21 protein-coding genes are annotated in these 23,076 nt (G+C 67.4%); 8 read left to right on the forward strand and 13 right to left on the reverse strand.

From position 1 onward, the window contains the following. Window positions 1–238 precede the first annotated feature (238 nt). The 3 genes from ACYQ1Z_RS01185 to ACYQ1Z_RS01195 all read right to left on the reverse strand — a co-directional run bounded on the left by ACYQ1Z_RS01185 (window position 239) and on the right by ACYQ1Z_RS01195 (window position 4,523). The gene (locus ACYQ1Z_RS01185) at window positions 239–2,308 is read right to left on the reverse strand and encodes a PhoX family protein (RefSeq protein WP_459790523.1); all 2,070 of its coding nucleotides are present in this window, start codon (window positions 2,306–2,308) and stop codon (window positions 239–241) included. Between the two features lie 136 nt (window positions 2,309–2,444). Then, on the reverse strand, window positions 2,445–3,446 hold the full coding sequence (locus ACYQ1Z_RS01190; protein WP_459790524.1) for an o-succinylbenzoate synthase: 1,002 nt from the start codon (window positions 3,444–3,446) through the stop codon (window positions 2,445–2,447). A gap of 60 nt (window positions 3,447–3,506) precedes the next feature. Beyond that, a complete protein-coding gene (locus ACYQ1Z_RS01195) occupies window positions 3,507–4,523 on the reverse strand; it encodes a magnesium and cobalt transport protein CorA (protein ID WP_459790525.1) in 1,017 nt (338 codons plus the stop codon). A 106-nt stretch (window positions 4,524–4,629) separates the two neighbouring features. On the opposite strand from ACYQ1Z_RS01195, the gene ACYQ1Z_RS01200 reads away from it, so the two are divergent. Beyond that, window positions 4,630–4,971, forward strand: a complete 342-nt coding sequence (locus ACYQ1Z_RS01200) for an ArsR/SmtB family transcription factor (RefSeq protein WP_459790526.1) — start codon at window positions 4,630–4,632, stop codon at window positions 4,969–4,971. Window positions 4,972–4,982: 11 nt separating this feature from the next. After that, window positions 4,983–5,483 (forward strand): SRPBCC family protein, encoded by a 501-nt coding sequence (locus tag ACYQ1Z_RS01205; protein WP_459790527.1) that lies wholly within the window; start codon window positions 4,983–4,985, stop codon window positions 5,481–5,483. Between the two features lie 57 nt (window positions 5,484–5,540). Here the strand turns inward: ACYQ1Z_RS01205 and ACYQ1Z_RS01210 are convergent, their stop codons facing one another. Together ACYQ1Z_RS01210 and ACYQ1Z_RS01215 are read right to left on the reverse strand one after the other, a co-directional pair. Continuing rightward, window positions 5,541–7,163 carry an ABC transporter permease gene (locus ACYQ1Z_RS01210; RefSeq protein WP_459790712.1) on the reverse strand — a complete coding sequence of 541 codons (1,623 nt, stop codon included), beginning with the start codon at window positions 7,161–7,163 and terminating at the stop codon, window positions 5,541–5,543. A gap of 1 nt (window position 7,164) precedes the next feature. Further along, window positions 7,165–8,151 (reverse strand): ABC transporter ATP-binding protein, encoded by a 987-nt coding sequence (locus ACYQ1Z_RS01215; protein WP_459790528.1) that lies wholly within the window; start codon window positions 8,149–8,151, stop codon window positions 7,165–7,167. Window positions 8,152–8,243: 92 nt separating this feature from the next. On the opposite strand from ACYQ1Z_RS01215, the gene ACYQ1Z_RS01220 reads away from it, so the two are divergent. From ACYQ1Z_RS01220 to ACYQ1Z_RS01235, 4 genes are all read left to right on the forward strand, one after another. Next, complete coding sequence (locus ACYQ1Z_RS01220; protein WP_459790529.1) at window positions 8,244–8,786, forward strand: Chromate resistance protein ChrB; 543 nt, start codon at window positions 8,244–8,246, stop codon at window positions 8,784–8,786. Further along, a complete protein-coding gene (locus tag ACYQ1Z_RS01225; protein WP_459790530.1) occupies window positions 8,783–9,976 on the forward strand; it encodes an MFS transporter in 1,194 nt (397 codons plus the stop codon). The genes ACYQ1Z_RS01220 and ACYQ1Z_RS01225 overlap by 4 nt, the downstream gene beginning before the upstream one ends. 13 nt (window positions 9,977–9,989) lie before the next feature. After that, entirely contained in the window at window positions 9,990–10,889 is a 900-nt protein-coding gene (locus ACYQ1Z_RS01230) for a phosphatase PAP2 family protein (RefSeq protein WP_459790531.1), read from the forward strand. A 106-nt stretch (window positions 10,890–10,995) separates the two neighbouring features. Next, window positions 10,996–12,339 (forward strand): cation:dicarboxylate symporter family transporter, encoded by a 1,344-nt coding sequence (locus ACYQ1Z_RS01235; protein WP_459790532.1) that lies wholly within the window; start codon window positions 10,996–10,998, stop codon window positions 12,337–12,339. Between the two features lie 200 nt (window positions 12,340–12,539). Here the strand turns inward: ACYQ1Z_RS01235 and map are convergent, their stop codons facing one another. The 5 genes from map to ACYQ1Z_RS01260 form a co-directional block, all read right to left on the reverse strand. After that, window positions 12,540–13,307: a type I methionyl aminopeptidase gene (map, locus tag ACYQ1Z_RS01240; protein ID WP_459790533.1), complete on the reverse strand. Its 768-nt coding sequence runs from the start codon at window positions 13,305–13,307 to the stop codon at window positions 12,540–12,542. A 359-nt stretch (window positions 13,308–13,666) separates the two neighbouring features. Further along, window positions 13,667–14,572 carry an LssY C-terminal domain-containing protein gene (locus ACYQ1Z_RS01245; protein ID WP_459790534.1) on the reverse strand — a complete coding sequence of 302 codons (906 nt, stop codon included), beginning with the start codon at window positions 14,570–14,572 and terminating at the stop codon, window positions 13,667–13,669. 21 nt (window positions 14,573–14,593) lie between these two features. Then, window positions 14,594–15,298, reverse strand: coding sequence for an esterase/lipase family protein (locus ACYQ1Z_RS01250; RefSeq protein WP_459790536.1), 705 nt, complete (start codon window positions 15,296–15,298; stop codon window positions 14,594–14,596). A 21-nt stretch (window positions 15,299–15,319) separates the two neighbouring features. Then, on the reverse strand, window positions 15,320–16,537 hold the full coding sequence (locus tag ACYQ1Z_RS01255) for an MFS transporter (protein WP_459790537.1): 1,218 nt from the start codon (window positions 16,535–16,537) through the stop codon (window positions 15,320–15,322). A 100-nt stretch (window positions 16,538–16,637) separates the two neighbouring features. Continuing rightward, on the reverse strand, window positions 16,638–17,063 hold the full coding sequence (locus ACYQ1Z_RS01260; protein ID WP_459790539.1) for a hypothetical protein: 426 nt from the start codon (window positions 17,061–17,063) through the stop codon (window positions 16,638–16,640). A 182-nt stretch (window positions 17,064–17,245) separates the two neighbouring features. On the opposite strand from ACYQ1Z_RS01260, the gene ACYQ1Z_RS01265 reads away from it, so the two are divergent. Further along, window positions 17,246–17,590: a thioredoxin domain-containing protein gene (locus ACYQ1Z_RS01265; protein ID WP_459790541.1), complete on the forward strand. Its 345-nt coding sequence runs from the start codon at window positions 17,246–17,248 to the stop codon at window positions 17,588–17,590. Here ACYQ1Z_RS01265 and ACYQ1Z_RS01270 read toward each other — a convergent pair. Beyond that, window positions 17,558–19,468, reverse strand: coding sequence for a hypothetical protein (locus ACYQ1Z_RS01270; protein WP_459790542.1), 1,911 nt, complete (start codon window positions 19,466–19,468; stop codon window positions 17,558–17,560). The genes ACYQ1Z_RS01265 and ACYQ1Z_RS01270 overlap by 33 nt on opposite strands. A 187-nt stretch (window positions 19,469–19,655) precedes the next feature. On the opposite strand from ACYQ1Z_RS01270, the gene ACYQ1Z_RS01275 reads away from it, so the two are divergent. Further along, complete coding sequence (locus ACYQ1Z_RS01275; protein ID WP_459790543.1) at window positions 19,656–19,979, forward strand: hypothetical protein; 324 nt, start codon at window positions 19,656–19,658, stop codon at window positions 19,977–19,979. A 159-nt stretch (window positions 19,980–20,138) separates the two neighbouring features. Here the strand turns inward: ACYQ1Z_RS01275 and ACYQ1Z_RS01280 are convergent, their stop codons facing one another. Together ACYQ1Z_RS01280 and ACYQ1Z_RS01285 are read right to left on the reverse strand one after the other, a co-directional pair. Next, complete coding sequence (locus ACYQ1Z_RS01280) at window positions 20,139–21,911, reverse strand: EAL domain-containing protein (RefSeq protein WP_459790545.1); 1,773 nt, start codon at window positions 21,909–21,911, stop codon at window positions 20,139–20,141. Next, on the reverse strand, window positions 21,908–22,744 hold the full coding sequence (locus tag ACYQ1Z_RS01285) for an alpha/beta fold hydrolase (protein WP_459790547.1): 837 nt from the start codon (window positions 22,742–22,744) through the stop codon (window positions 21,908–21,910). The genes ACYQ1Z_RS01280 and ACYQ1Z_RS01285 overlap by 4 nt, the downstream gene beginning before the upstream one ends. Between the last annotated feature and the right edge of the window lie 332 nt (window positions 22,745–23,076).

The following is a 23,076-nucleotide window of genomic DNA, read 5'->3' on the forward strand; positions in this document are numbered from 1 at the left end:
GCACCTGCGAGGCGCCGGCTGCAGCGCCGGCGGTGGCGCCGGAAGGTGCGGCGGGGGTGGCGTCGGAAGGTGCGGCGGGGGTGGCGTCGGAAGGTGCGGCGGGGGTGGCGTCAGGGGCCGGTTCGTTCAGCGAAGTCACCGTCCCAGTCTGCCACCCCCGACGCCGGAGTTGCCCTATCACTATTGGTCCCTAAAACGCTCACATAGGAACCAAAAGTGATAGGGCAACGGGAAGGGTCTAGCCGCGGAACACCTGGATCACGGACGGCCGCGGTGCGCGGGCCTGGCCTAGAGCGGGCGTCGCCCCTGCCGGGACGTAGTCCGGGAAGAAGGACACCTGGCTCTCGAAGGAACCGTCCTCGCCCGGGTGCTGCACGGCAACGAACACGGTCCGCTCTTCGTCGTGGATGACGGGGCCGCACGTCTCGGCATCACGCGGGACGGCGAGGAACTGTTCGACCTTGCCGCGCTCGGGGCCCTCAACGGTGACCTTGAACAGGCCGTCAGCCTTCTTGATGCCGGAGGGGGCGCCGTCGGTGGAGATCCAGAGGTTGCCCACCGAGTCGAAGGCCAGGTTGTCCGGGCAGGAGATGGGCGAGACCTTGTCCACCGGGAAGCCGGAGAAGTAGGTGACGTCGCCCTGCTTGGGGTCGCCGCAGACCATGAGCAGGTTCCAGTTGAACGTGGTGGAGGTCTGGTCACCGGTTTCGATGATTTCCACGATGTGTCCGTCGCGGTTCTGGTTGCGCGGGTTGACCTCGGTGGCGCCTTCGTTCGAACCCACGCCGCGGTTGGAGTTGTTGGTGCAGGCGACGTAGACCTTGCCGGTGTGCAGGCTCGGCTGGACATCCTCTGCGCGGTCCATCTTGGTGGGGCCAACCTTGTCGGCGGCCAGGCGGGTGTAGACCAGGACCTGTTCCACCGTCATCCCCGGAACGGCGGACTTGCCGTCGACCACCAGGGGCAGCCATTCGCCGATGCCATCGAAGGCGCCGTCGGCCGGGACAGCTCCCGTGCCGGTGATCTCGGCGGCAGGTGAGTTGCCCGTGAACCGGGCGACGTACAGGTTGCCGGCGGACAGGAGGGTCATGTTGTGCTTGCGGTCACCCTCGATGTACTTGTCCTTGGAGACGAACTTGTACAGGTAGTCGAAGCGCTCGTCATCTCCCGAGTAGGCCACCACGTGGCCGGACTCGGCGATGATGACGTTGGCACCCTCGTGCTTGAAGCGGCCCAGGGAGGAGTGCTTCTTCGGGGTGGAGGTGGGATCGAAGGGGTCCACTTCCACGATCCAGCCGAAGCGGTTGGCTTCGTTTTCGTAGCCGGGGTTCCGGGTGTCCCAGCGCGGGTCGTCCAGTTCCCACTGGCGGGCGGTGGCCTTTGAAGTCAGGCCGTAGCGCTTGTCCTCGGCGGACGTGCCCGGGGCGACAAAGTAGCCCTGGAAGTTCTCCTCGCCCGAGAGGATGGTGCCCCACGGGGTGGTGCCGCCGGCGCAGTTGCCCAGGGTGCCCTTGATGAAGCGGCCGGCGGGGTCCTCAACCGTCTTGACCAGCGCGGAGCCGGCGGCCGGGCCGGTGAGTTCGTAGACGGTGGAGTTCAGGAAGCGGCGGTTCAGCCCGGCGCCCTTCACATAGGTCCACGGCTTGTTCTTGTTCTGGCGCTCGAGCTCCACCACTGACAGGCCGTGGGCGGCGGCGCCCACGGCACGCTGCTGCTCAGCCGGCATGGTGGGCGGGAACATGATGGCGTCGTTGGTGTACTCGTGGTTGGAGAAGAGCACCGCGCGGCGGCCCTTGCTGCCCGGAATTTCCAGGATGTCCGTGTAGTCGTTGTTGTAACCGAACTGCTTTTCCTGGGCTGCCGCCGTCTGGTTGTTGAGGTCGAACGCCGGGGCGTCGTTGAAGATGGGGTCGCCCCAGCGGATCACAGGCTGCCAGGTGAAGCCCTCCGGCACGGTGACGGCGTCGACCATCGCATCCACCGGGGGAATCGCCGTGAACTGAAGCTTGGAAGCACCGAAGCCCTCCTTGGCGGCCTTGGACAGACCCGCGGCGCTTGCGGAGTCCGGCGAGGTGACGGCGCTGCCGAGGACGACGGCGAGAGCACCGGCGGCGCCGAAGCCCAGGGCGGCGCGGCGGGAGATTGTGGCGGAGGCGATGTCGCGGAAGTAGCTGTTGGAGCTGGTGTTGCAGACGTCGCCGGCGCAGGCGTTGTCGCACTTGAGCGCGCAGGTGACGGCGCTGCGCTTGCCCTTGGTATGGCCGAGCATCGGCAGCAGGGTGAACTTGCGGGCAGTCGTTTCAGACATGGGTGCCTTCCAAAAAAATCGATGCGGTGCAACCACCCTTCCAGCCGGTCTCTACGTGAAGTAGTCGGTGAGGTGAACCGGGGGTAAACCCGCCGGTAACCCCCGGTGACCTGCGCGAATGTGCCTCGGCGACGGCTCAGGAGGCGAGGAGCGCGTGGACCCGACGGAGCCGGGCCAGCCACCAGTCCTGCCGGTCAGGCGACGCCGCATACCGCCGAAGCAGCCCTCCGTCGGCCGTGACGTCGCGCAGGCGGATGGCGCCGTCGTCGGCCACCAGCGGATCCGTGGTGACGTCCGACTCAAACAGGGACACCGTCCCCAGCCCGCACGCATACGGCAGCTCCGGAAGCGCCGCGGCCAGCGCCAGTCCGGCCCGGATGCCCACTGACGTGTCCAGCGCGGAGCTGACGACGGCGGGCAGGCCGGCCCGTGCCACGATGTCCAGCGCCCGCCGCACTCCCCCGAGCGGTGCTACCTTGACCACGATCAGGTCCGCGGCGCCGGCCCGGGCAACACGCAGCGGATCGTCCTCCTTGCGGACGCTTTCGTCCGCGGCAATGGGCACGGGGACGCCCTTGGCACGCAGCTGCGAGCGCACCTCGGCAAGGCCTGCAATGGTGGGCACGGGCTGCTCGGCGTATTCCAGCCCGACGGCGTTCAGCCGGGTCAGTGCCGCCACCGCGGCGGGCACGTCCCAGCCGCCATTGGCGTCCACCCGGATGGCGGCGTCCGGCAAAGCGGCGCGTACGGCGGCGACCCGGGCGGCGTCGTCGTCCAGCGTTTGCCCCTGCTCGGCGACCTTGACCTTTACGGCGTCCACCCGGCCAAAGCGGGCCAGGACCTCCGGTACCCGGTCCGCTGGAACGGCGGGGACCGTCGCGTTGACGGGAATGACTGACCGCAGCGGGGCGGGGAAGCCGTGCCAGGCGGCCTCGACGGCGGCGGCCAGCCAGCGGGAGGCCTCGGCGTCCCCGTACTCCGGGAAGGGGCAGAACTCGCCCCAGCCTGCAGGACCGCGCAGCAGAAGCGTTTCGCGTTCAAGGATGCCGCGAAACTTTACGCGCATGGGCAGCGAAACCACGCGGGCGCCTGCGAGCAGTTCATCAAGCGGCGGGACCGGGGTATGGGGCGCAGGCATGGGTTTCACTGTACCGGCGGGCGCAGGACTGCCAGCGGAAGAGGTCGAAGCCGTTCCGGCTCAGATCCATTTGTTGTGCCGGAACGTCCAGTACAGCGCCAGTCCCATCGCCAGCATGAGGCCCAGCGCGAACGGGTAGCCGAACACCCAATTGAGCTCCGGCATTGTTGTGAAGTTCATGCCGTAGATTGTGCCCACCAGGGTGGGTGCGAACAGGATGGCCGCCCAGGCGGAGATGCGTTTGACCTGCTCACTTTGGGCAAAGCTGGATTCGGTCAGCCGGCGCATCTCGTCGTTCTGCCGCTGTGCCACCAGGGCGGCGTTCACGGCCAGGGCGTTCTGGAGCAGGGTGCGGAAGGACGCCACGCGTTCGTTGAGCCGCAGGACATGGTCCAGGACGTCGCGGAAATGGTCCTGCAGCTCGGGGCCGGGAACCCGCTCCGGCGTGCCGGCCATCAGGACCTGCAGGATCCCCACGAGCGGGCTGGTGGCGCGCTGGAACGTGATGACCTGGCGGGACAGCTCGTAGATCCGGCGGGAGACGTCCGGGTCCGCGCCGAAGAGGTCGTCCTCGATTTCGTCGATGTCGTTCTCGAGTCCCGCCGCCACCGGCTCGTATTCGTCCACCACTTGGTCCAGGATGCCGTAGAGGACGGCGTCCGGGCCCAGGGCGAGGAACGCCGGCATGGCCTCCATCCGCCGGCGCACCCGGGCGAGGTCCGGCGATTCGGCGTGCCGGACGGTCACCACGTAGTCCTGCCCCACGAAGACGTGGATCTCGCCGAAGTCCACCTTCTCGACGTCGTCCAGGTAGCGGGCGGGCCGCAGGACCAGGAACACGGATTCGCCGTAGTGCTCCAGCTTGGCGCGCTGGTGGCCGGCGAGTGCATCCTCCACGGCGAGGGGGTTGAGGTCGAACTCCTCGGCGACGGACTGCAGTTCCCCGGCGTCGGGCCGGTACAGCCCGATCCAGGCCATTCCCTCGCGCTGCCGGAGGATGAAGTAGGTTTCGTCCAGGCTTCCCGGATCCTCTGTGCGCAGCCCGCCGACGTACACGGCGTTGTCGATGATGGTCAATGCCGCGCCTCCTTTCGGAGTGTCCTTCTCGGTGGAAGCGTAGACCCTTCAGGGACGAAGCGACAGGCTCTTCCAAAGCATATCCATATAGATATACAATTGGCCCATGGCACGGGCTGCAACAACCGCGGACACCTTCAATGCGGTGGCTGAGCCCCGCCGTCGGGAAATCCTGGACGCCCTTTCCGCCGGCGAGAGGCCGGTTAACGAACTGGTGGACCTGCTGGGCCTGGCCCAGCCGCATGTCTCACGCCACCTGCGCGTCCTGCGCGAGGTAGGGGCCGTCGTCGTCCGTGACGAAGGCCGGAAGCGCCTCTACCGGCTGAACCCCGAAGCCCTGAAGCCCATCCATGACTGGGTTGCGGGGTACCGGCACCTTTGGGAGGAGCGGTTCGACCTCCTGGAGGACGTCCTGGACGACCTGGAAGAGGAAGACACACAAGGCTAAGGAGCACGGCAATGGCACAGACCAGCACCATGGACATCAGCTTCCCCAGTGACACCGAAATCCTGATCACCAGGACCGTGGACGCGCCCCGGCACCTCGTGTACAGGGCCTGGACCACGCCGGACCTCGTGAGAAGGTGGTGGCCCGGCCGCCGCGGAGAGATGACGGCAGTCGAGATGGACTTCCGGGTCGGCGGGCGGTGGCGGTATGCCATGCTGGCCCATGGACAGTCCGAGGTGGCCTTCCACGGGACCTACCGCGAGATCGTGCCCAACGAGCGGATCGTGCACACCGAGGTGATGGAGTTGGACGGCGCCGCCCCGGACAGCGAGGAAGGCGCGATACTCAACACGGTCACCTTCGAGGAGGCCGACGGCGGCGCCACCAGGGTGCGCATCCGGACCGATGCGGGCAGCAAGGCCGTCCGGGACATGATCGCCCAGTCCGGCATGGAAGGCGGCGTGCGCGAGCAGTTCGAGATTATCGGGGAGATCGCGGCTTCACTTTCCTGACACGGCGGCAGGCATGTCCCCGGGTTCGCGTTCATGCGGCGGTCACGGCCTCAGCATCTATTCAGCGCCTACCTCGCGCCTGCGCATCAGTCCGGCGGCGGCCGCTGTGCAGAGGACGGCGATCGCCAGCATCCACCAGGCCCCGCTCCAGTCCGTGCCCGGTCCGCCGGGAACGGGTGAGTGGGTGAACGGGGACAGGTCGCGGACCGACTGGTCCAGCCCCACCATGCCGCCAAAAATCCCGAACACCACGCCGATCCCCAGAAGGACCCAGCTGAGGCCAATCGTTGCAGCGGGCCAGAGGACAAAAACCAGGGCGGGTACAGCAAGATAGATCAGCGCCGCCGGGACCTGCGCAGCGGCGGTCTCCCAGACCGCCGAGGCCTCGACAGAAGTATCGCCCGAACCTGCCAGCGTGGCCCAGGCGCCGAGCCCCGCCAGGGCCATGACCAGCACAACCGCCGACGTTCCAAGCAAGAGGTAGCCGGCCAGCCACTTCACCCGCCCCACCGGCGTGGACAGCAGGAGCTCGGCGGTTCCGGCGGCCTCCTCCTGCCGCATCCGGATGACTGCCTGCAGGGCGCATGTGGCAGCCAGGACCCCGGCCATCGAAAACAGCACCGACACCACAAGCTGGGTCAGGGATGTGCCTTGTGCCTGGATGATCGCGCGCAGCGCGGCGGTCACGTCGCTGTCGGCGAGGTCGACGGCGGCGATCGCCTTCCCCAGCGACCCCGCCAGGAGGCCGGCCGCCAGGCCGCCCAGCCCCCAGCCGATGATTGATCCTGCCTGCAGCCGCGACGCCAGCGCCCCCGGACGGTTCAGCCAGGGCCTGGCAGCTGTCCGTGCGGGCCGGGCACCCCAGACACTGTCGCCGGTGTCCCGGACGGCCATGATCCGCCAGGCAGCAGCCAGGCACACCACGGCGAGCGCCAGCGGCAGGAGCAGCGGCCACCAGCGGTTTCCGGAGAAGGCGAAGGTCTGCTGGCCCCAGCCAATCGGCGAAAACCAACTTGCCGCGCCCTCCGTCATCCTGGTTCCGGTCGAATCGGGCGTTCCCATGGCGTCACCGATGCCGCGCAGCACATAGGCGAGGACCACAAGCGCCGAGGAAACACCGTTCGCGCCGCGGGACGTGCCCATGAACTGGGACACCAGCAGTCCCACGGCCAGGAAGGCAATTCCGACGGCGCCCACGGCGGCTCCTGCGGTCAGGGCACCTTCCGGGTCCAGGCCCTGGGAGGAAAACCCGGCGGCCACGGCTAGCGCCACCAGGACATTGGCGGAAAGGCCGTGCAGGCACGTTGCGATCATCGGGATGAGGCGTCCGGCCGGTGTCGCGCCGATCAGCTCGGCGCTGCCGGTTTCCTCTTCGGCCCGTGAGTGCCGCACCGCGAGGAACGTGCTCATCAGGCCGGCCAGCAGAGCCAGGAACGCGTAGATCTGGAAAAACGTGAACGCACCCTGGTCCGCGCCGCGCGGCAGGCCACGCAGCATCAGGATTGCAGGAGTGGCCGTGGCGACTTGCAGGATCTCGGCGCGGTCGGCCTGGTCGCCGTACGTCTGGTGGATCGCCGCGGCCGAGAACATCGCCAGCGCGCCAATGCCGGCGGCCCAGGTGAGCAGCTGCCAGCGGTCCCGGCGCAGGCGCTGGCCCCACAGCACGGGAAGGACGCCCATCTCAGCCACGTCCCCGGGCGCCCAGCAAGTGCCGCCCGCGCCTCTGGCTGTCGTCCGCGCCGTCCGTTCCGGACTCCGCGCTGATGGACGTATCGCCGTAGTGTCTCAGGAAAAGCTCTTCGAGCGAGGGCGGAGTGATGGTCAAGCCCTGCACGCCAAGGGCGCCGAGGACCGGAAGCACCTCGGAGACCCGGTCAGAATCCGCACCGAACCTGACCCGTCCGCCGTCGACCATCAGGTCGTGGACCGCGCCGAGCTTCGCCAGCGCCGCGGTGTCCACACCGTCCGCGGCGAAGGAAACTTGGGTGCGGGTGAGGTGGCGCAGGGAGTCCAGGGTGCCGCCGTCGACAATCCGGCCTGCCCGGATGATGCTCACCCGGTGGCACAGGACTTCCACTTCCGAGAGGATGTGGCTGGACAGGAGGACGGTGGCGCCCCGTTCCACCACAGCCAGCGTCTCGCGGCGGAAGACCGCCTCCATCAGCGGGTCGAGGCCGCTCGTGGGTTCGTCAAAGAGGTAAAGCTCAGCGTCAGTGGCCAGCGCGGCGATCAACGCAACCTTTTGGCGGTTGCCCTTCGAATATGCCCGGCCCTTCTTGCCCGGATCGAAGTCGAACGCATCGCAGAGGCGGGCCTTGCGGTGCCGGTAGCCCGGCCCGTCCGCCGTGCCCCCGCGCAGCCGTGACAGCAGGTCGATCGTCTCCCCGCCTGAAAGGTTGGGCCACAGCCTGACATCCCCGGGGACATAGGCGAGGCGCCGGTGCAGGTCGACCGCCTGGGTCCAGGGCTCGAGGCCGAGGACGCGGGCTGAGCCGGAGGTGGCCTTTGCGAGGCCGAGCAGGATGCGGAGGGTGGTGGATTTTCCGGCGCCGTTGGGGCCGAGGAAACCGTGGATCTCTCCGTGCTCGACTTCGAGGTTGAGCCCGTCCAGGGCACGGACCCTGCCGAAGTGCTTATGCAAATCAACGGTCTGAACAACGGTGTTCATACTCGAAGGCTACGCCTCTTCCCAAAGTTCTGAGGAGTCCGAAGCCGGGACCGGCCACACTGTATCCAGTAACAACTGTTACACTCACGGATGTGATTTCCAATGCGCCTGACTCCTGGCTGGTGATGTTCGTACAGGTCCCGTCCGAGCCCTCCCGGCACCGCGTGGCCGTGTGGCGGGAACTCCGGCGCTTCGGCGCCGTCCCCCTGGGCCAGGGGGCATGGACCGCCCCGGATGTTCCGCTGTGCCGGGAAGGCGCCGGAAAGGCGAAGGCGCTGGCGCGCAGCGGCAACGGCGAACTTCTCCTGCTCACCACCGCGGCGGCGGAAGACGACGCGGCCACTCTTCGGGCCGCGTTCGACGCAGCCCGCGCGGAGGAGTGGGGCGAATTCACCGCCGATTGCGGCAAGTTCACGGCTGAGATCGCCAAGGAAATTGCCAAGAAGAAGTTCACGCTGGCCGAACTCGAGGAAGAAGAGCAAAGCCTGGAACGGTTGCGGCGCTGGTACCGGGCCATCCGTGGCCGTGACGTCTTTGGCAGTCCGGCAGCGGACCAGGCTGAACAGCAGATGGCTGCCTGCTCGGCTGCCCTGGATGGGTTCGCCGCCCAGGTTTACAAGGGAGTGCATTCGTGACCGGCGGTCCGGCCGGAAGCACCGGAACAAGCGCCGCGGTCAGCCGCGCCGCCACCGCCCCGCTTTACGCCGCGGGCTTCGTTACCGCCTTCGGGGCCCACAGCATCGCCGCGGGGCTGGGCACGGAAAGCGGCAACATCGGCCTGACCCTGCTGAACCTTGGCATCCTGCTCGCCCTGTACGACATCTCCGAGGTCTTCCTTAAACCTGTCTTCGGCGCGCTGAGCGACCGGGTCGGCGCCAAGCCCGTCATTGTGGGCGGGCTGTTGGCGTTCGCCGGGTTGTCGCTGATCGGCCTGTGGGCAGCAAATCCGCTGATGCTTGCCCTCGCCCGGCTGGGACAGGGCGCCGCGGCGTCGGCGTTCTCGCCGTCGTCGTCCGCCATGGTGGCCCGGCTGGCGCGGGGCGGCAAGGCTGGAACCTACTTCGGGCGGTACGGTTCCTGGAAGAGCCTGGGGTACATCATTGGCCCGGTGCTGGGCGCGGGGCTCATCCTGGTTGGAGGCTTCCCCCTGCTGTTCGGCACCCTCTCGGCGCTTGCCGCGGTCACGGCGGTGTGGGTCCTGGTGGCGGTGCCGCACCTGGCCCCGCTTCCCCGGCAGCGTTACACGGTGATGGACCTGGCACGGCAGGTGGGTGAGCGCCGTTTCCTGGTGCCCACGCTGGTCCTTGCCGCCTCCACCGCCGCCCTGGGTGCCGCCGTCGGTTTCCTTCCGGCACTGGCCACGAGGCACGGCCTGGACACGTTCGCGGGAACCGCCGCCGTCAGTGTTGTGGCGCTCTGCTCCGTGCTGGTGCAGCCGCGGGTGGGGAGGCTGCGGGACCACGGCAGGGTCAGCGACAACAGGGGTACGACGGCGGGGCTCCTCCTGATTGCCGCCGGTGTGGGCCTGCTGGCGGTTGCCCCCGGCGTGGTCACCATTTTTGTTGCGGCTGCGGCCATCGGTACGGGCATCGGCGCGGCCACCCCGCTGGCGTTCGCGCACCTGGCGGACAGCACGCCGCCGGAGCGGATGGGCCGGACGATGGGCTCGGCGGAGCTCGGCCGCGAACTCGGCGACGCCGGCGGCCCGCTGCTGGTGGGCGGGGTGGCGACACTCACGGCCCTGCCGATCGGACTGGGGGCACTGGCGCTGGTGGTGGCCGCGGCCTCTGTCCCCCGCCTCCAGCAGCCTTCCAGCTTTTTATGACAACCTTGAAGCGATGACTCTTTCACGGCCGGCACGCACGAGGATTGTTTCCCAGCCCGCCCCGGGCTCGGGTTTCCTGTTTTTGCTGTCCACCCTGGCGTGCGTTGCGGGCCTCATGGCCACCTATTACTTCTTTGTCCAGACCACCACGGGCCAGTTCATCGACGAGTCCGCGCTGGTGGAGGCCGTGGCCATCCACGGCCCGGCGGGCAAGGCGAGCACCAGGTTCCTGGACCTGCTGCCCACCATCTCACTGGTGATGGCCGCCGTCGTGGTCCTGTTCGTCACGGTCATCCGGCGGCACTGGACCGAGGCCGGCATTGCCGTGGCCGCCTGCATCGGCGCGAACATCGCCACGCAGGTGCTGAAGGCCCTGCTGCCGGCCCGGCCGGACAAGGGCGTGGTGACCCTGGAACTGAACTCGCTGCCGTCCGGCCACACCACGCTGGCGGCGTCGGCCGCGGCTGCGGTGTTCCTCATGGCCTCGCCCCGCTGGCGGCCGATGGCCGGTTTTGTGGGCGGCACATTTGCGATCGCTTCCGGCGTGTCCACCCTGATCAACCAGTGGCACCGGCCGGCGGATGTGGTGGCGGCGTTCCTGCTGGTGGGCGCGTTCATGATCCCTGCCGGCTGGCTCATCATCAAGCGTGGCGCCTGGAATGCCTGGGACGGCTTCGGCCACCACATCGGCTCGGCGCGGGCCTGGGTGACGCTCCCGGTGCTGATCGGGCTGGCCTCGGCCGCGGTGGCGGTGTACTCGCTGATCAGGATCGCACCGAGCCCCTGGCAGGAGACCAGCACCACCAACTACTTTTGGGCCGGGATCTCCCTGATTGTCATCGCCGGGTACCTGGCCACCGTGGCCACCACATCCCTGTTCGCTTTCGCCGCCCGGCGCCGCAGTTCTGGTTAATATTTCCGCATCGCGGATTTATCTTTCCGGAAACAATGGTTCCTTAGCGTGGTGGTGATCCCGCGGCACGTACTGTGCCGTTGTCCCCCACCGAACAGGCCACGGCATGAACAGCACTGCGCCCTCAGCGGCACTTCCGACACCGAGGAAGCCGCTCTATCAGTCCCTTTTCTTCCAGATTCTCGTTGCAGTAGCAGCCGGAGTTGTAATCGGTCACTTCTGGCCGGATATCGGCGCGGCGCTCCGGCCGTTGGGGGACGGGTTTATCCAGCTCATCAAGATGATCATCGCCCCGTTGATCTTCCTGGTCATCGTCACCGGCATCGCAGCTGTCAGTGACGTCAAAGCCGTGGGCCGCGTGGGCGTCAAGGCGCTGGTCTATTTCACCGCCGCCACGTCCTTCGCCCTGGTGTTCGGACTGGTGGTGGGAAACCTCGTCCAACCAGGCGCAGGGTTGAACATCGATCCCGCGTCGCTCTCCCAGGACGCCCTCAACGCGAAGACGTCCACCGCACCGCCCAAGGATGCAGGTGCTTTTGTGCTGGGCATCATCCCCACCAGCGTCGTCGGCGCCTTCGCCAGCAACAGCCTCCTCCAGGTGCTCTGCTTCGCGGTGTTTTTTGGTGCGGCAATCGTTGTTGTAGGCCGCGAGCGTTGCCTTCCGGTGCTCACGCTGATGGAAACGGTGCTGGAGCTGTTCTTCAAGATCATGGCCTGGGTCATGCGGGTAGCCCCGGTGGGCGCCTTCGGCGCGATGGCGTTCATCATCGGCCAGTACGGACTGGGCTCGCTGGGCACCTATGCTCTGCTGATCGCAGCCTGCTACGGCGCCGCAATCGTGTTTATCGGCCTGCTGTTTCTCGTGGCCTGGGTGTATCCGCGGGTGCCGTTGTGGCAGTTCATGAAGTACACCCGCGAGGAATTCCTCCTGGCCCTGGGTACCGCGTCCACCGAATCGGTGCTGCCCCGCATTATGACCAAGCTGACCAATGCCGGATGTTCCCGCGCCACCACGGGTTTGGTGGTTCCCACCGGTTATTCCTTCAACCTGGACGGCGCCGCCCTGTACCTGTCCATTTCTCTGCTGTTCCTGGCCCAGGCCTTCGGATACAACCTCGACCTGGGTCAGCAGCTTGCAGCGCTGGGCGTCCTGATGTTGACGTCCAAGGGTATGGCAGGGGTTCCCGGATCAGCGTTCCTCGCGCTGTCCGCCACGGCAGGTGCACTCGGGATTTTCCCGGTCGCCGGCGTCGCACTCCTGCTCGGAGCTGACCGGCTGATGGACTCCATGCGGGTTGTGGTGAATCTTCTCGGCAACTGCGTTGCAACGTTCGTGGTGGCCAAATGGGAAGGCCAGTTCGACCGCGCCGCCATGCTGCACGCGTTTGCCGGAGGACCCACGCCGGTCGAGGAAGCCGGGAATCCTGCCCCGATTTTGAGCGCTTCTTGAGGGATTACGCCTGTTTTATTGATCTCTTGGCTGGATAGTTTCTTTACCGGCGGCGCAAGCCCCGGTCCAGGATGGCTCTCCTGCAAGCCATGAGACTCCTGGCGGCGTCTTGAAGTGGGCGCCGCCAGGAACCCCTTCTGTCAGAAATCCCGGCCGTTGGGTCCCGGACCGCCCGGCCACGGCACGTGCTTCCGGGCGTACTACGGCAGCGTGAGGATCTCCGCCCCGTCGTCCGTGATGGCGATGGTGTGTTCGCTGTGTGCGGTCAGGCAGCCCGTGGCGCTGCGGAGCGTCCACCCGTCGGCGTCGGTGACGAGTTCGGCAGTATCTGCCATCACCCACGGCTCCAGTGCCAGCATCAGCCCGGGCCGCAACTGGTATCCGCGGCCGGGCCGGCCCGTGTTGGGAACGTGCGGATCCTGGTGCATGGTTGATCCGATGCCGTGCCCGCCGAACTGAGTGTTGATCGGATAACCTGCCTCTTTGAGGACCGAGCCGATCGCGTACGAGATGTCGCCGATCCGCGCGCCGGGCCCTGCCGCGGCGATACCGGCTTCGAGCGCCCGCTGGGTGGCCTCGATCAGTGCCGCGCCGGCCGGAGGCTGCGTGTCACCCACGATGAAACTGATTGCCGAGTCAGCAGCAACGCCTCCTTTGGACACGGCAAGGTCAAGGGTCAGCAGGTCGCCGTCCCGAAGTGCGTAATCATGCGGGAGTCCATGAAGCACCGCGTCATTGACCCCGGTGCAGATGTAATGGCCGAACGGGCCGCGCCCGAAAGACGGTGCATAGTCCACATAGCAGGACTGCGCCCCGCCGTCGACAATCATCTCCGCCGCCCACCGGTCGATCTCCAGGAGGTTCGTACCCACCGTGCTGCGGTCCTTCAGGGCCTGCAGGATGCCGGCCACCAGGGCGCCTGTTTCTTTTGCCTGCGCCAGTTCGGCGCGGTTCAGGATCTCGATCACGGCAAGCCTTTCTCTCGAATGCACCCATCATGTCGCACGCGGGCGCATCCGCAGAACCGGGCCGCTTAAAAGGGCCAAGCCCGGCAGAAGCTGGCGCCGCTACGTAGGGGGGGGAAGTAGCGGCGCCTGCTTCCGCCGAGCTGGGCGGGTGGGTCAGGCCAGGGGCGATACGCCCCGCTGGCGACAACAATGCCTGCCCATACTCAGGAACTGCCGAGGCAAAGAGTCAAAGAACCCTCAAGGTATCCGAAAGGCAAACCAGCCCTTCCCAGCCCTTTTGTCCTGCCAACTGCGCCTCCTCCCCCAACTAGGTAGCAGTAGATGTCGTTATCAGGGCTCAAAACGACACTTACTGCTACCTAGTTGGGGGAACTGGCGGATGGGCGGCCGGGTTCAAACAGGTCGATGATCGGCAGGTGCCCGTCGGTGCGGATGGCGTCGCCGCCGCCGTTGCGGTGGTGGTAGCCCGTGGAGTAGTTGAGGATGACGTGCACCGATTCCACAGCCCGCGCGGCCCGGAGCGTCTCGATGATGAAGTCGCGCTCCTCATCCGTCCGGTCGGCGATCTTGTGGGTGATCTGGAACGTAAAGAGGGACAGGCCAACGCTCCGGTCGTAAGTGCCGGCACCCACAAAATCGACGGCAAGGCCGCCGGGCAGCATCCACCCCTCCGGGCATTGCCAGAACCTGACGTGGTGCCGCTTCCGCGGATTGCCGTCGATCTCCCGCTGGAAGGCCAGGTCCTGCCTGTTGCCGAACACGTAGAGCGAACTGACCGGGGCCTGCGGATAGCTGCGGCCCAGCAGCGTGGAGGTGAGGGTCCGCCAGGTCGTGGCCGGCGTGATGGGGTCCGCTTCCACCCAGCCGGCGGACAGCATGGCCCGGCGCAGCTCCGCCTTTGTTCCCACCACGGCCAGGTTCACGGGGTCGCCCAGCACACCGTCGCCCGTCCGGGTCCGGCCAATGAAGTAATCCGGAATGTAGAGGCTGCTGAGGATTTTGTGGATGCGCGGCAGCAGGGCGTAAGCCAGGATCAGCCACACCGGCAGGAACACCCACGCCTGCTCCGGCCCGCGGGACAGCCGGGACAAGAGGAAGAACCACACGGCCCAGCCGACAGCAACAGTGACCAGCAGGTACAGCAGCCGCTGCAGCACCGCCAGGACGGTGGCCCACCGGCTCTGCCGCCGCTCCCCCGCGTTCCCGGCACGCGAGTGGTCAGGCTCCTCCGGAGCCGGCCGCCCGGCGTCGTACTCCTTACCCAAAGAACCTCCAGCCAAGGGAAGTCACGTGGCGTCCGGGGTCAGCCGCTCCACGATGATCCGCGCCGTCTCCGGGTCGCCCAGGATCCGGAAATGCCCGGCGGCGGGCAGCTCGATGTTGGTTGCGCCGGGAAGGACGCTGCCCTCAGGAATGTGCGGATCGAAGGGGCCGTAGACGGAGGTGATCCGGCTGTTGATGGTCTCCTCACGGGCAAGCTCGAGGGTGAGGGCGTTGCGCGGCGAGAAGATCCGCAGGCTTGGCAGCAGCATGTAGCGGGCATAGCTGGAGCCGGAGAACGGCGTGCAGACCGCGACCATCCGGGAAATCCGCTGCTCGGGATCCAGGTTCAGCATGGCGTACTTGCCGATCAGGCCGCCCTTGCTGTGCGCCACGATTGCAGCGTCCCGCAGGCCCGCTTCCTCGATGTGCTGGGCCACCAGCCGGGCCGCGGCCGGGACCTTCAGCTTGTTCCGCTGCAGCACCGTGACCACGTGGACCGGATGCCCGGCGTCGTGGATGGACTGGATCAGCGGCAGCATGAACTGCCAGTTCTCGTAGACTCCCGGAATGATGACAACGGGGTTCCGGTGGCCCTGGTGGAAGGAGCCCGGCTGCACCCGGGACAGCATGCCCTGGACCTGGCAGACCGCGGCGTAGGCATAGTCCTGCAGCCACCACAGGCCCTTCTGCAGCGCACTGATCCGAGTGGGGATCCCCGTTTCACTCATCTGTCGAGGATAACGCGCACGTCAGTAGTTGCGGCGGTGCTTGAGTCGGGGAATCACGACGGCGAACACGGCCGCCGCCGCAAAGCCCAGGACGCCGGTGGCTGAGATCCCCGCCCCCAGGGAGGCGAGGGCGGTCACCCCGGAGAGGAGCACCGGCCCGCCCGTGGAACCGGCGTCGGCCATGAACCGCCAGAGCCCCAGGAACTGGCCGCGGCCGGGGCTGGGTGAGAAATCCGCGCCCAGCGTCATCACCAGCCCGGAGCTGATGCCGTTGCCGAAGCCGATCAGCAAGGCGGCCAGCAGCAGCCCCACAAAGGACCCGGTCAGCGGAATCAGGAGCAGCGCCGTCCCCATCAGCAGCGTGGACGGGACGGCCACGAACTGCCTGCCCTTGCGGTCCATCAGTTTCCCGGCCGGGTAGAACACCAGCATGTCAATGGCCCCGGAAAGCCCGTAGATCAGGGAAGCGGAGGTGGCATCCATCCCCAGGTGGTCCGCCCAGAGCGGGATCACCACCTGCCGGGAGGACCGCAGCGCACTCAGCAGCAGGATGCCCGTGCCCAGCGACAGGAACACGCCCGCATGCGACACCGCCACGCTCCGGAGCGTCGGCTGCGGACCTGGCCTGCCGCCGTCGTCCGGGTCAGCGGCGGCGAGGTCCGGGATGGTGAGCGACAGCAGCGCGGCGGCCGCCATCGCCACCACGCCCACCCAGTACGCCCCGCCGATGCCGGAAAACTGCATCACCGCGGCGCCAAGGAACGGCCCGATGAACACGCCGATCCGGTTCACCCCGCCCAGCGTGGACAGCGCCCGCGCACGGAACTGCACCGGCACGGCCTCCGTGAGGTACTTCTGCCGGGCCAGGCCAAAGACGCTGCCGGCCATCCCGACGACGGCCATTGCAGCCGCGAGCAGCCAGAGGCCGTCAGGCACCAGGAAGGAGAGCCCCGCTGCCGCCATCGCCAGCCCGGCCGCGGCGGCCGCACCAACAATCGACCAGCGCTCACCGAACCTGAGCGTCACCAGCGAGGCGGGCAGGTTGAAGATCCACGAGCCCAGCCCCATGAGGGTGACGATCAGCGCGGCCACGGCCACTGTCGCCCCCAGGTCCCGGGCGGTCAAAGCCACCACGGGAAGGATGGCGCCCTGCCCGATGCCGAACAGCAACGTGGGCCCGAAGGCCGCCACGGCAATGGAGCGGAGGCTGAAGGGCTGCGGGTCACCGGGGGAAGTCATCAGATTTATCCTAGGGCCGCCGAAGGCCCCGCATTCTGCCGCCGTGTCCGGATAAAGATGCGCGCCGCAGAGCCACCGCCCGCCGTGCGAGCGGGGAAAGTTATTGCCTGGTCCGGGGCGCGAAACCTGCCAGGGACCGGAACAGGGCGCCGATCTCCACCAGGGCACCGATGCCGGAGCCCACGAAGCCAAGCACCAGGAGCACGCGCACCACCACCGGCCAGCCGGACCAGCTGCCACCAAAATCGAAGGGGAAGACATCCCAGAGCCGGAACAGGGCGGCCGTGCCGAAGCCGATAACCACCAGGTTCCCAATGGCCTGCAGGCCCCTCGACCGGACCACCACGAAAATGAGGTTCACGACCATGCCCGCAACCAGGGAGGCGTTGACGGCGTCGAGGACGCGGGCCATGTCCGCGGTCAGGAACGGGACGGCCTTCCATCCGGGCCAGATGTTGATGGCCCACAGCAGCAGGGCATTGACAATAACAGAGCCAATGCTGCCGCTGCGGGTGGTCGCTGCCATACCAGCAGGGTCGCTCCGGACTGTGTGGCGCAGAAGTGCCGAAGGTCCCGCTGGACGTTGGTCCCACCCGCGGATCCCGCCTTCCACACGGGAAAAATTCGGGGGTCACAAACGGTCCGCGGAGGAGTAGATTTCGCCTTAGGGGCGCTGATCCGCGCCCGCAGCCAAGGGGAGGTCATTCGATGGGTGAAGTGTGGATCCGCACGCTCGGCAACGGGCTGGTCCGGGCAAACAGAGTCACCGAAATTTCATCCACCCGCGGATCCCTGCACGAGGACCAGGGCTACTCGCTCAAGGTCATCGTGGACGGTAAAGGCCACGTCGTGATCGACGACGCAGACCTGCAGGGTTCCCTGGCCGAGCGGCTCGAGTATGCACGGCACATGGAGGACGCGCTGCTCCTCGCCATGGACGAGGCACGCGACAGCGAAGCCTCCGTGGTCATCTCCTACGAGCCCGAACGCGAGCGCTGGTCCTCGGCGTCCGTCTCGGTGTTAACCGGCCGGCTTCCCGAGGTGGTCGGCTGAGCCCAGCGGTTCCCCCTGCCTGCTGGCATGTACGACGGCGGGCAGCGGCCGGGGCGGTGCTGTGTCCGGTTCCGGCGCCACCGTTCCTGCAGTAAGAGCCTGCTCCGGCGTGCGTGCCGGCAGCCCGGTGATGCTGGTGCGGGTGAAACAGAGCGCCCACAGCGCCACAACCGACACCACCACCAGGACCCACGGCAGGTCCGGCCAGGCCAGCATGAACGGCACAGCCACCGCCACCACCGTCACAATGACCAGGTACCAGGTGACGGACCACCACGGATTGGCCGGCAGGTTCCGCGTGGGATCACTGGATTGCCGGACGGAGGGCTTCCGGAGGCGCTGCAGCCGGTTGTGCAGCACACCCCACACCGGCCCGTTCAACAGCCCGATCAGGGCCCCGGCGAACACCACCGTCGTCAGCAGCAGGACGCCCCAGTCCTGCCAGTGCCCCCAATGGTAGGACGGGCCGGAGCAGAGCCAGGAGGACCACCATGGGTCCTCCCCTGCGCCGGGCGGACCGCACCGGACCAGGTTCCGCGCCCACTCCTCGGAGCCCAGCCATGCCAGGGCGGCCGGAGCGCTGAGCGCGGAGGTGACCACGGACAGCAGCCGCGTCACGCCCAGGCTCTTGACCATGACGCGGTGCGGACGAAGCCGCCGGTCGCCGTCGAGCCCCCGGAATGCCAGGCTGTGCCCGTCCCCTGACTGGTCCGGCGGCGGGTCCAGGATCAGCCGGGCCAGCGGGTCCAGGACCTCCACGCGGTTCCTGGAGTACACGATGTGGTCGTAGATGAGCCCGGACCGGTTGTAGACCGGATGCTCTTCCGGGCCGGGACCGCCGTCACCCGCCGAGTCACGGGCGTAGATCTTGCCGAACACCGGCAACGGCCCATTGGCGTGGGTGGAGATGGGCCCGGCCGGGACAAAGTCGAACTTGCCCCACACGTTGATCCAGCGTGGCCGGCACGGGTTGGCGAGCCAGTCGGTCACCGGGTCCTCGCCCGTCCCGCCGCCCCACTGTGCATAGCCCAGCAGGTCAAGGCCGCTGCCCACGCTGACGAAGTTGGTGGCCCGCGCCTGGTTCTGGAACAGCACCTGCCCGGTGATCGCGGCACCCTGGCTGTGCGCCACCACCGTTACCTGGGTGCCGCCGTCGTGGTCCCACCGCCGCAGCGTGTCCACCACGCGCTGCCGCATCGCCGCAGCCTGCAGCGGCCTGCGCTTCCACACCTGCGGGTCGCCCAGGAAGTCCGCGAACAGGGACACCAGTTTGCCCACCCACCGGCCCGGCCCGGGAATCCACGCCAGGATGATGATGAGCAACAGCACCAGCAGCACAGCCAGCAGGATGAACAGGCCGGCAAACGCCACCATGGCGGTGAGCAGCAGCTGCCGAAGCCGCGCTGCGGCCCAGCCGATGCTCGCGCGCCGCTGCCCGGGATACAGGTTCCAGCGCAGCAGCTGCAGGGAGCGCTTGTAGACGCGCAGCGCGGTGCGCAGCGCCCACGAGTAGGTGGAAGCTGCCGACGCCGGCTCGAAGTCCGTGCCCCAAGACGCCTCTGTCATCAGGACGGTGAGATACTCCGGGGTGCCGTCCGCCGAGCCGTGCAGCACCTTTACTTCGACTTCGGGTGCGTCGCCGACGGCGTTGGCCCGGGTGATTACCAGGTGCGGGTGCGGGACATCAGGGACGAGGTCGAGGGAGAGGTCGTGGAGGCTGAGCATCAGCGGCTGCGCCCACTCCTGCAGCGTTCCGCCCTTCAGGGCGCGGCCCATGCCGTGGACAAAGACGACCGCATGGTCCGGCCGGTTCCCCGTCCTGCTTCCGCTCCTGTCCGTTGCCGCGTCCCCCAGGCCGTCGCTTCCGCTCGTGCCCATGGGCTAATGATGGACCCGGCGGTGCAGGAGGGGAAGAACGCGCGGGTACTAAGAAAGACCATTGGATGTAATAAAGGTCACGGTGTTGCGTGTGTCACATCCTGCCCCTACTCTGGATGAGGCTGATGCAAACGGCCATAGCAAGAAGCTGCAGCGTCGCAGCCAATGCCGGGGAAGGCTTTACAACTTGAACTCAAAGCTCAACATTGTTGTCCGAATCGATCTCGACCAAGCACGTGCCAAGGTGGTTGCAAAGGGGCATATCACCGTTCACAGCGTCAACGCCCTCTATGTAGTCGCAAAGCGGGCCAATTCATTGAAGGAAGGCCTGGACCTGGAGCTGGATATCTCCCACGCCCGCGTGGATGAAGCAGCGCTGGAGATGCTCCAGGCGTCCTCCGAGACCCATCACTTACCGGTAAAGATCGATCCGCAGCAGGCGCCGTGCACCATCAGCGTGCTGGCGCCGCGCGGGAAGGCCGCCGCGCCGGCAGCCGCCATGGCCGCATAGGCCGCCGCACCGCAGACCCTTAGCGCCCACTGTGGGGCCCCGGGCCTGCCACCCACCCGATTTCCGCCTCTTCCGCCCTGCTCACCATTTACGGTTGTATCCGCCAATACGGGTAGCCGTAGGAGCAGGGCGGTGAGCGCGGAGCAGCACGTTTTCTTTTTAACCACCCACGTAATGCCGTCCGGCATGGGCGTCCAGCCACTCCTTGAGCAACGGTGCGGGAAGCGGACACGCAAAATGGAAGCCTTGGGCCAGGTCACAGCCCATGGCACGCAACGTCTCCAGCTGGCCCCGCGTTTCCACGCCCTCGGCCACCGCCCGGATTCCAACGGCATGCGCCAAACCGATGCAGCTTCCCACAATTGCTGAATCGCCCGAATCCGAGCCCAGGCCCGTGATGAAGGACCGGTCGATCTTCAATTCATCAATCGGGAACTTCTTCAGGTATGTCAGGCTCGAGTAGCCGGTACCAAAGTCGTCAACCGCCAGGCTCACGCCAAGGTTCTTGAGCGCGGTCAGGGACTCCAGGGCCGCTGAGGGATCGGACATGAGGGCCGTTTCCGTGATTTCCAGCAGCAGGAGGGCCGGGTCCACCCGGCGCAGCTGCAGGGCGCCTTTCACGGTTGCCACAAGTTCGGGGTCGTTCAACTGCCGGGCCGAGAGGTTGACCGCAAATTCCAGGCCCGCCTTGTGGGGGTCCTCCCGGCGCAGCATGTCCGCCTGCCGCATCGTTTCGTTCAGCACCCAGGCCCCGAGCGGCCGGACCAGGCCGGAGTCCTCCGCCATGGTGATGAACTCCGACGGCGGCAGCAGCCCCCGTGTCGGATGCTGCCACCGGACCAGTGCCTCCACCCCGCTGGTTCGCCCGGTACGCAGGTCGATCCGGGGCTGGTAGTGCACACGCAAGGCCCCTTCCCTGATGCCGCGGCGCAGTTCACCGAGGGCCCGAAGCCGGTCCACCGTGGGATCCGATGCGGCGGGCTCATGCAGCTCCCACCGGTTGCGGCCCCTCTCCTTTGCCCGATACATGGCGATGTCCGCCCGGCGGATCAGGTCCTCGAGGGTTTCGTCAGCGCTGTCAGCCACGGCGATACCGATGCTGGCGGAGGTGACGATTTCCAGCCCCTCGATCTGCATCGGCGCCCTGAGGACGTCCAGCAGCCGGGCAGCCACCGCCGTGGCCTCAGCTTTGTCGGCGACGTGCCCCGCCACAACGAACTCGTCGCCGGAGAGCCGGGCGACCGTCCCCCGCTCCGGCGCCGCTGCCAGCAGCCGCCGGGCCGTGGCCACCAGCAGCTCATCCCCCGCTGCGTGCCCCAGGCTGTCATTGACTGCCTTAAAGCGGTCCAGGTCGATGAAGTGGACCGACGGCGACCTGCCGCCCGGGCCGTCATGGAGGAGCGGTCCGATTGCAGCTTTCAGGCCGGCACGGTTGGGCAGGCCGGTCAGGCCGTCATGGTGGGCCAGCCGCTCGAGTTCCTTCTCGGCCTGCCCGCGCCGGGCATCGGATTCCTCCGCTGCGCGGAGGGCTGTCACGAGTTCCTTCTCGTACATCCGCCGCTCGTGCGCACTGAAGATGATCACCCGGACCGTGCCGGTCCCGTCCTCAGTGTCCCGGCTGCGGGACGCGGACAGAAGGGCGGCGCGGCGTCCGCCGTCGGCCGCGATGATGTCCACGGCTATCTCGGAGACGGAGCCGTTGATGCCCAGTTGCGGGATGCAATGCGTGGAGTACAGGATCTGGTCACCCACGGGCATGAGGCTCTGCAGCGTCCGCCCCTCCAGCTCCGCGCGGCTGTAGCCGGTCCAGCGGACGAAAGTGTCGTTGACAGCGGTGACGCGGCCGTCGTCGTCCGTCACCAGGTACCCGCACGGCGCCTGGTGGAACAGCGCCTCAAACTGGTCCGCGGGCGGGCCGGGCGTGTCTGTCACGGACGGGAGGCCAGGTAGTCGAGGATGGCGGCTGCCGTGTCTGCGGGAGCGCTGACGTGCGGGCAGTGGCCGGTGGCCTGCAGCTGCACCAGGGTGCTCCGGCCCAGGTGCCGGTGCACGTAGGAACCCACTTCCGGAGGCGCGAGGAGGTCGTCCGAGCATTGCAGGATCAGGCTGTCGCACGCAACCTCGTCCAGCAGCGGCCGGGTGTCCGAGAGGAACGTGACGCGCGCGAAGTGCCGGGCGATTGACGGGTTGGTGCGGCAGAAGCTGCTGCGAAGTTCCTCGGCGAGCTCGGGCGAATCGGGGTTCCCCATGGCCATCGGTGCGAGTGCTTCCGCCCAGGCGAAGTAGTTGCTGTCCAGTGAGGCCAGCAGTCCTTCGATGTCCTCCTGCGAGAACCCGCCCACATAACCGTCGGCGGCGTCGTTGGTGTAGCGGGGCGACGGGGCGACCAGGACCAGCCGGGAGAACCTGTCCGGTTCCCGGACCGCCGCGATCACTGCGATCATTGCGCTCACGCTGTGACCCACGAGGATAACGTCGCGGAGGTTTAGCGACTCACAGATCTCCAGCAGGTCCGCCGCGTAGCCGCCGAGAGTGCCGTACTTTTCCCGGTCATAGGCCTCCACGTCCGAACGGCCCGCGCCCACGTGGTCGAAGAGCACCAGCCTGTAGTCGTCGGCGAAGTACGGTACCAGCCTGCGCCACATGTCCTGGTCGCAGCCGTACCCGTGGGCGAACACCATCACCGGCCCGTCGGGACGACCGGACAGCGTGACGTTGTTCCGGCGGATCACTTCCGAAACGGCTTCCGTTGCTGCTTCGACCATTCTTTACCACCTGGAAGTAGTAAGCAGGGTGAGTTTCTTCCTCTGATAGTAGCGGCGGAGGGCGCCGGGCCGCCCGGATTAGCCGAAAACAAGTGCCGGCAGTGGGAGGGCGTGCCGGGACTTGGTGCGAAAGGTGAGGGAGCGCGCCGGAGGGGGCGGCATCCGCCGGCGCCCCGGGGGAGGCACCGGCGGACGTTTTGAGACCTCGGGACTGTTCCCGTGAATTTTGTCCCCCGCCCGGCCAGCCGGGCTGTGCCGCACTCTGCTGCACGGCGTGCCTTTACTGTCGCTTCTTCTCCTCAAGAAAGGCTCAAGATGCGCGCAAGGCTTTG

The sequence above is a fragment of the Arthrobacter sp. AD-310 genome (assembly GCF_054656615.1).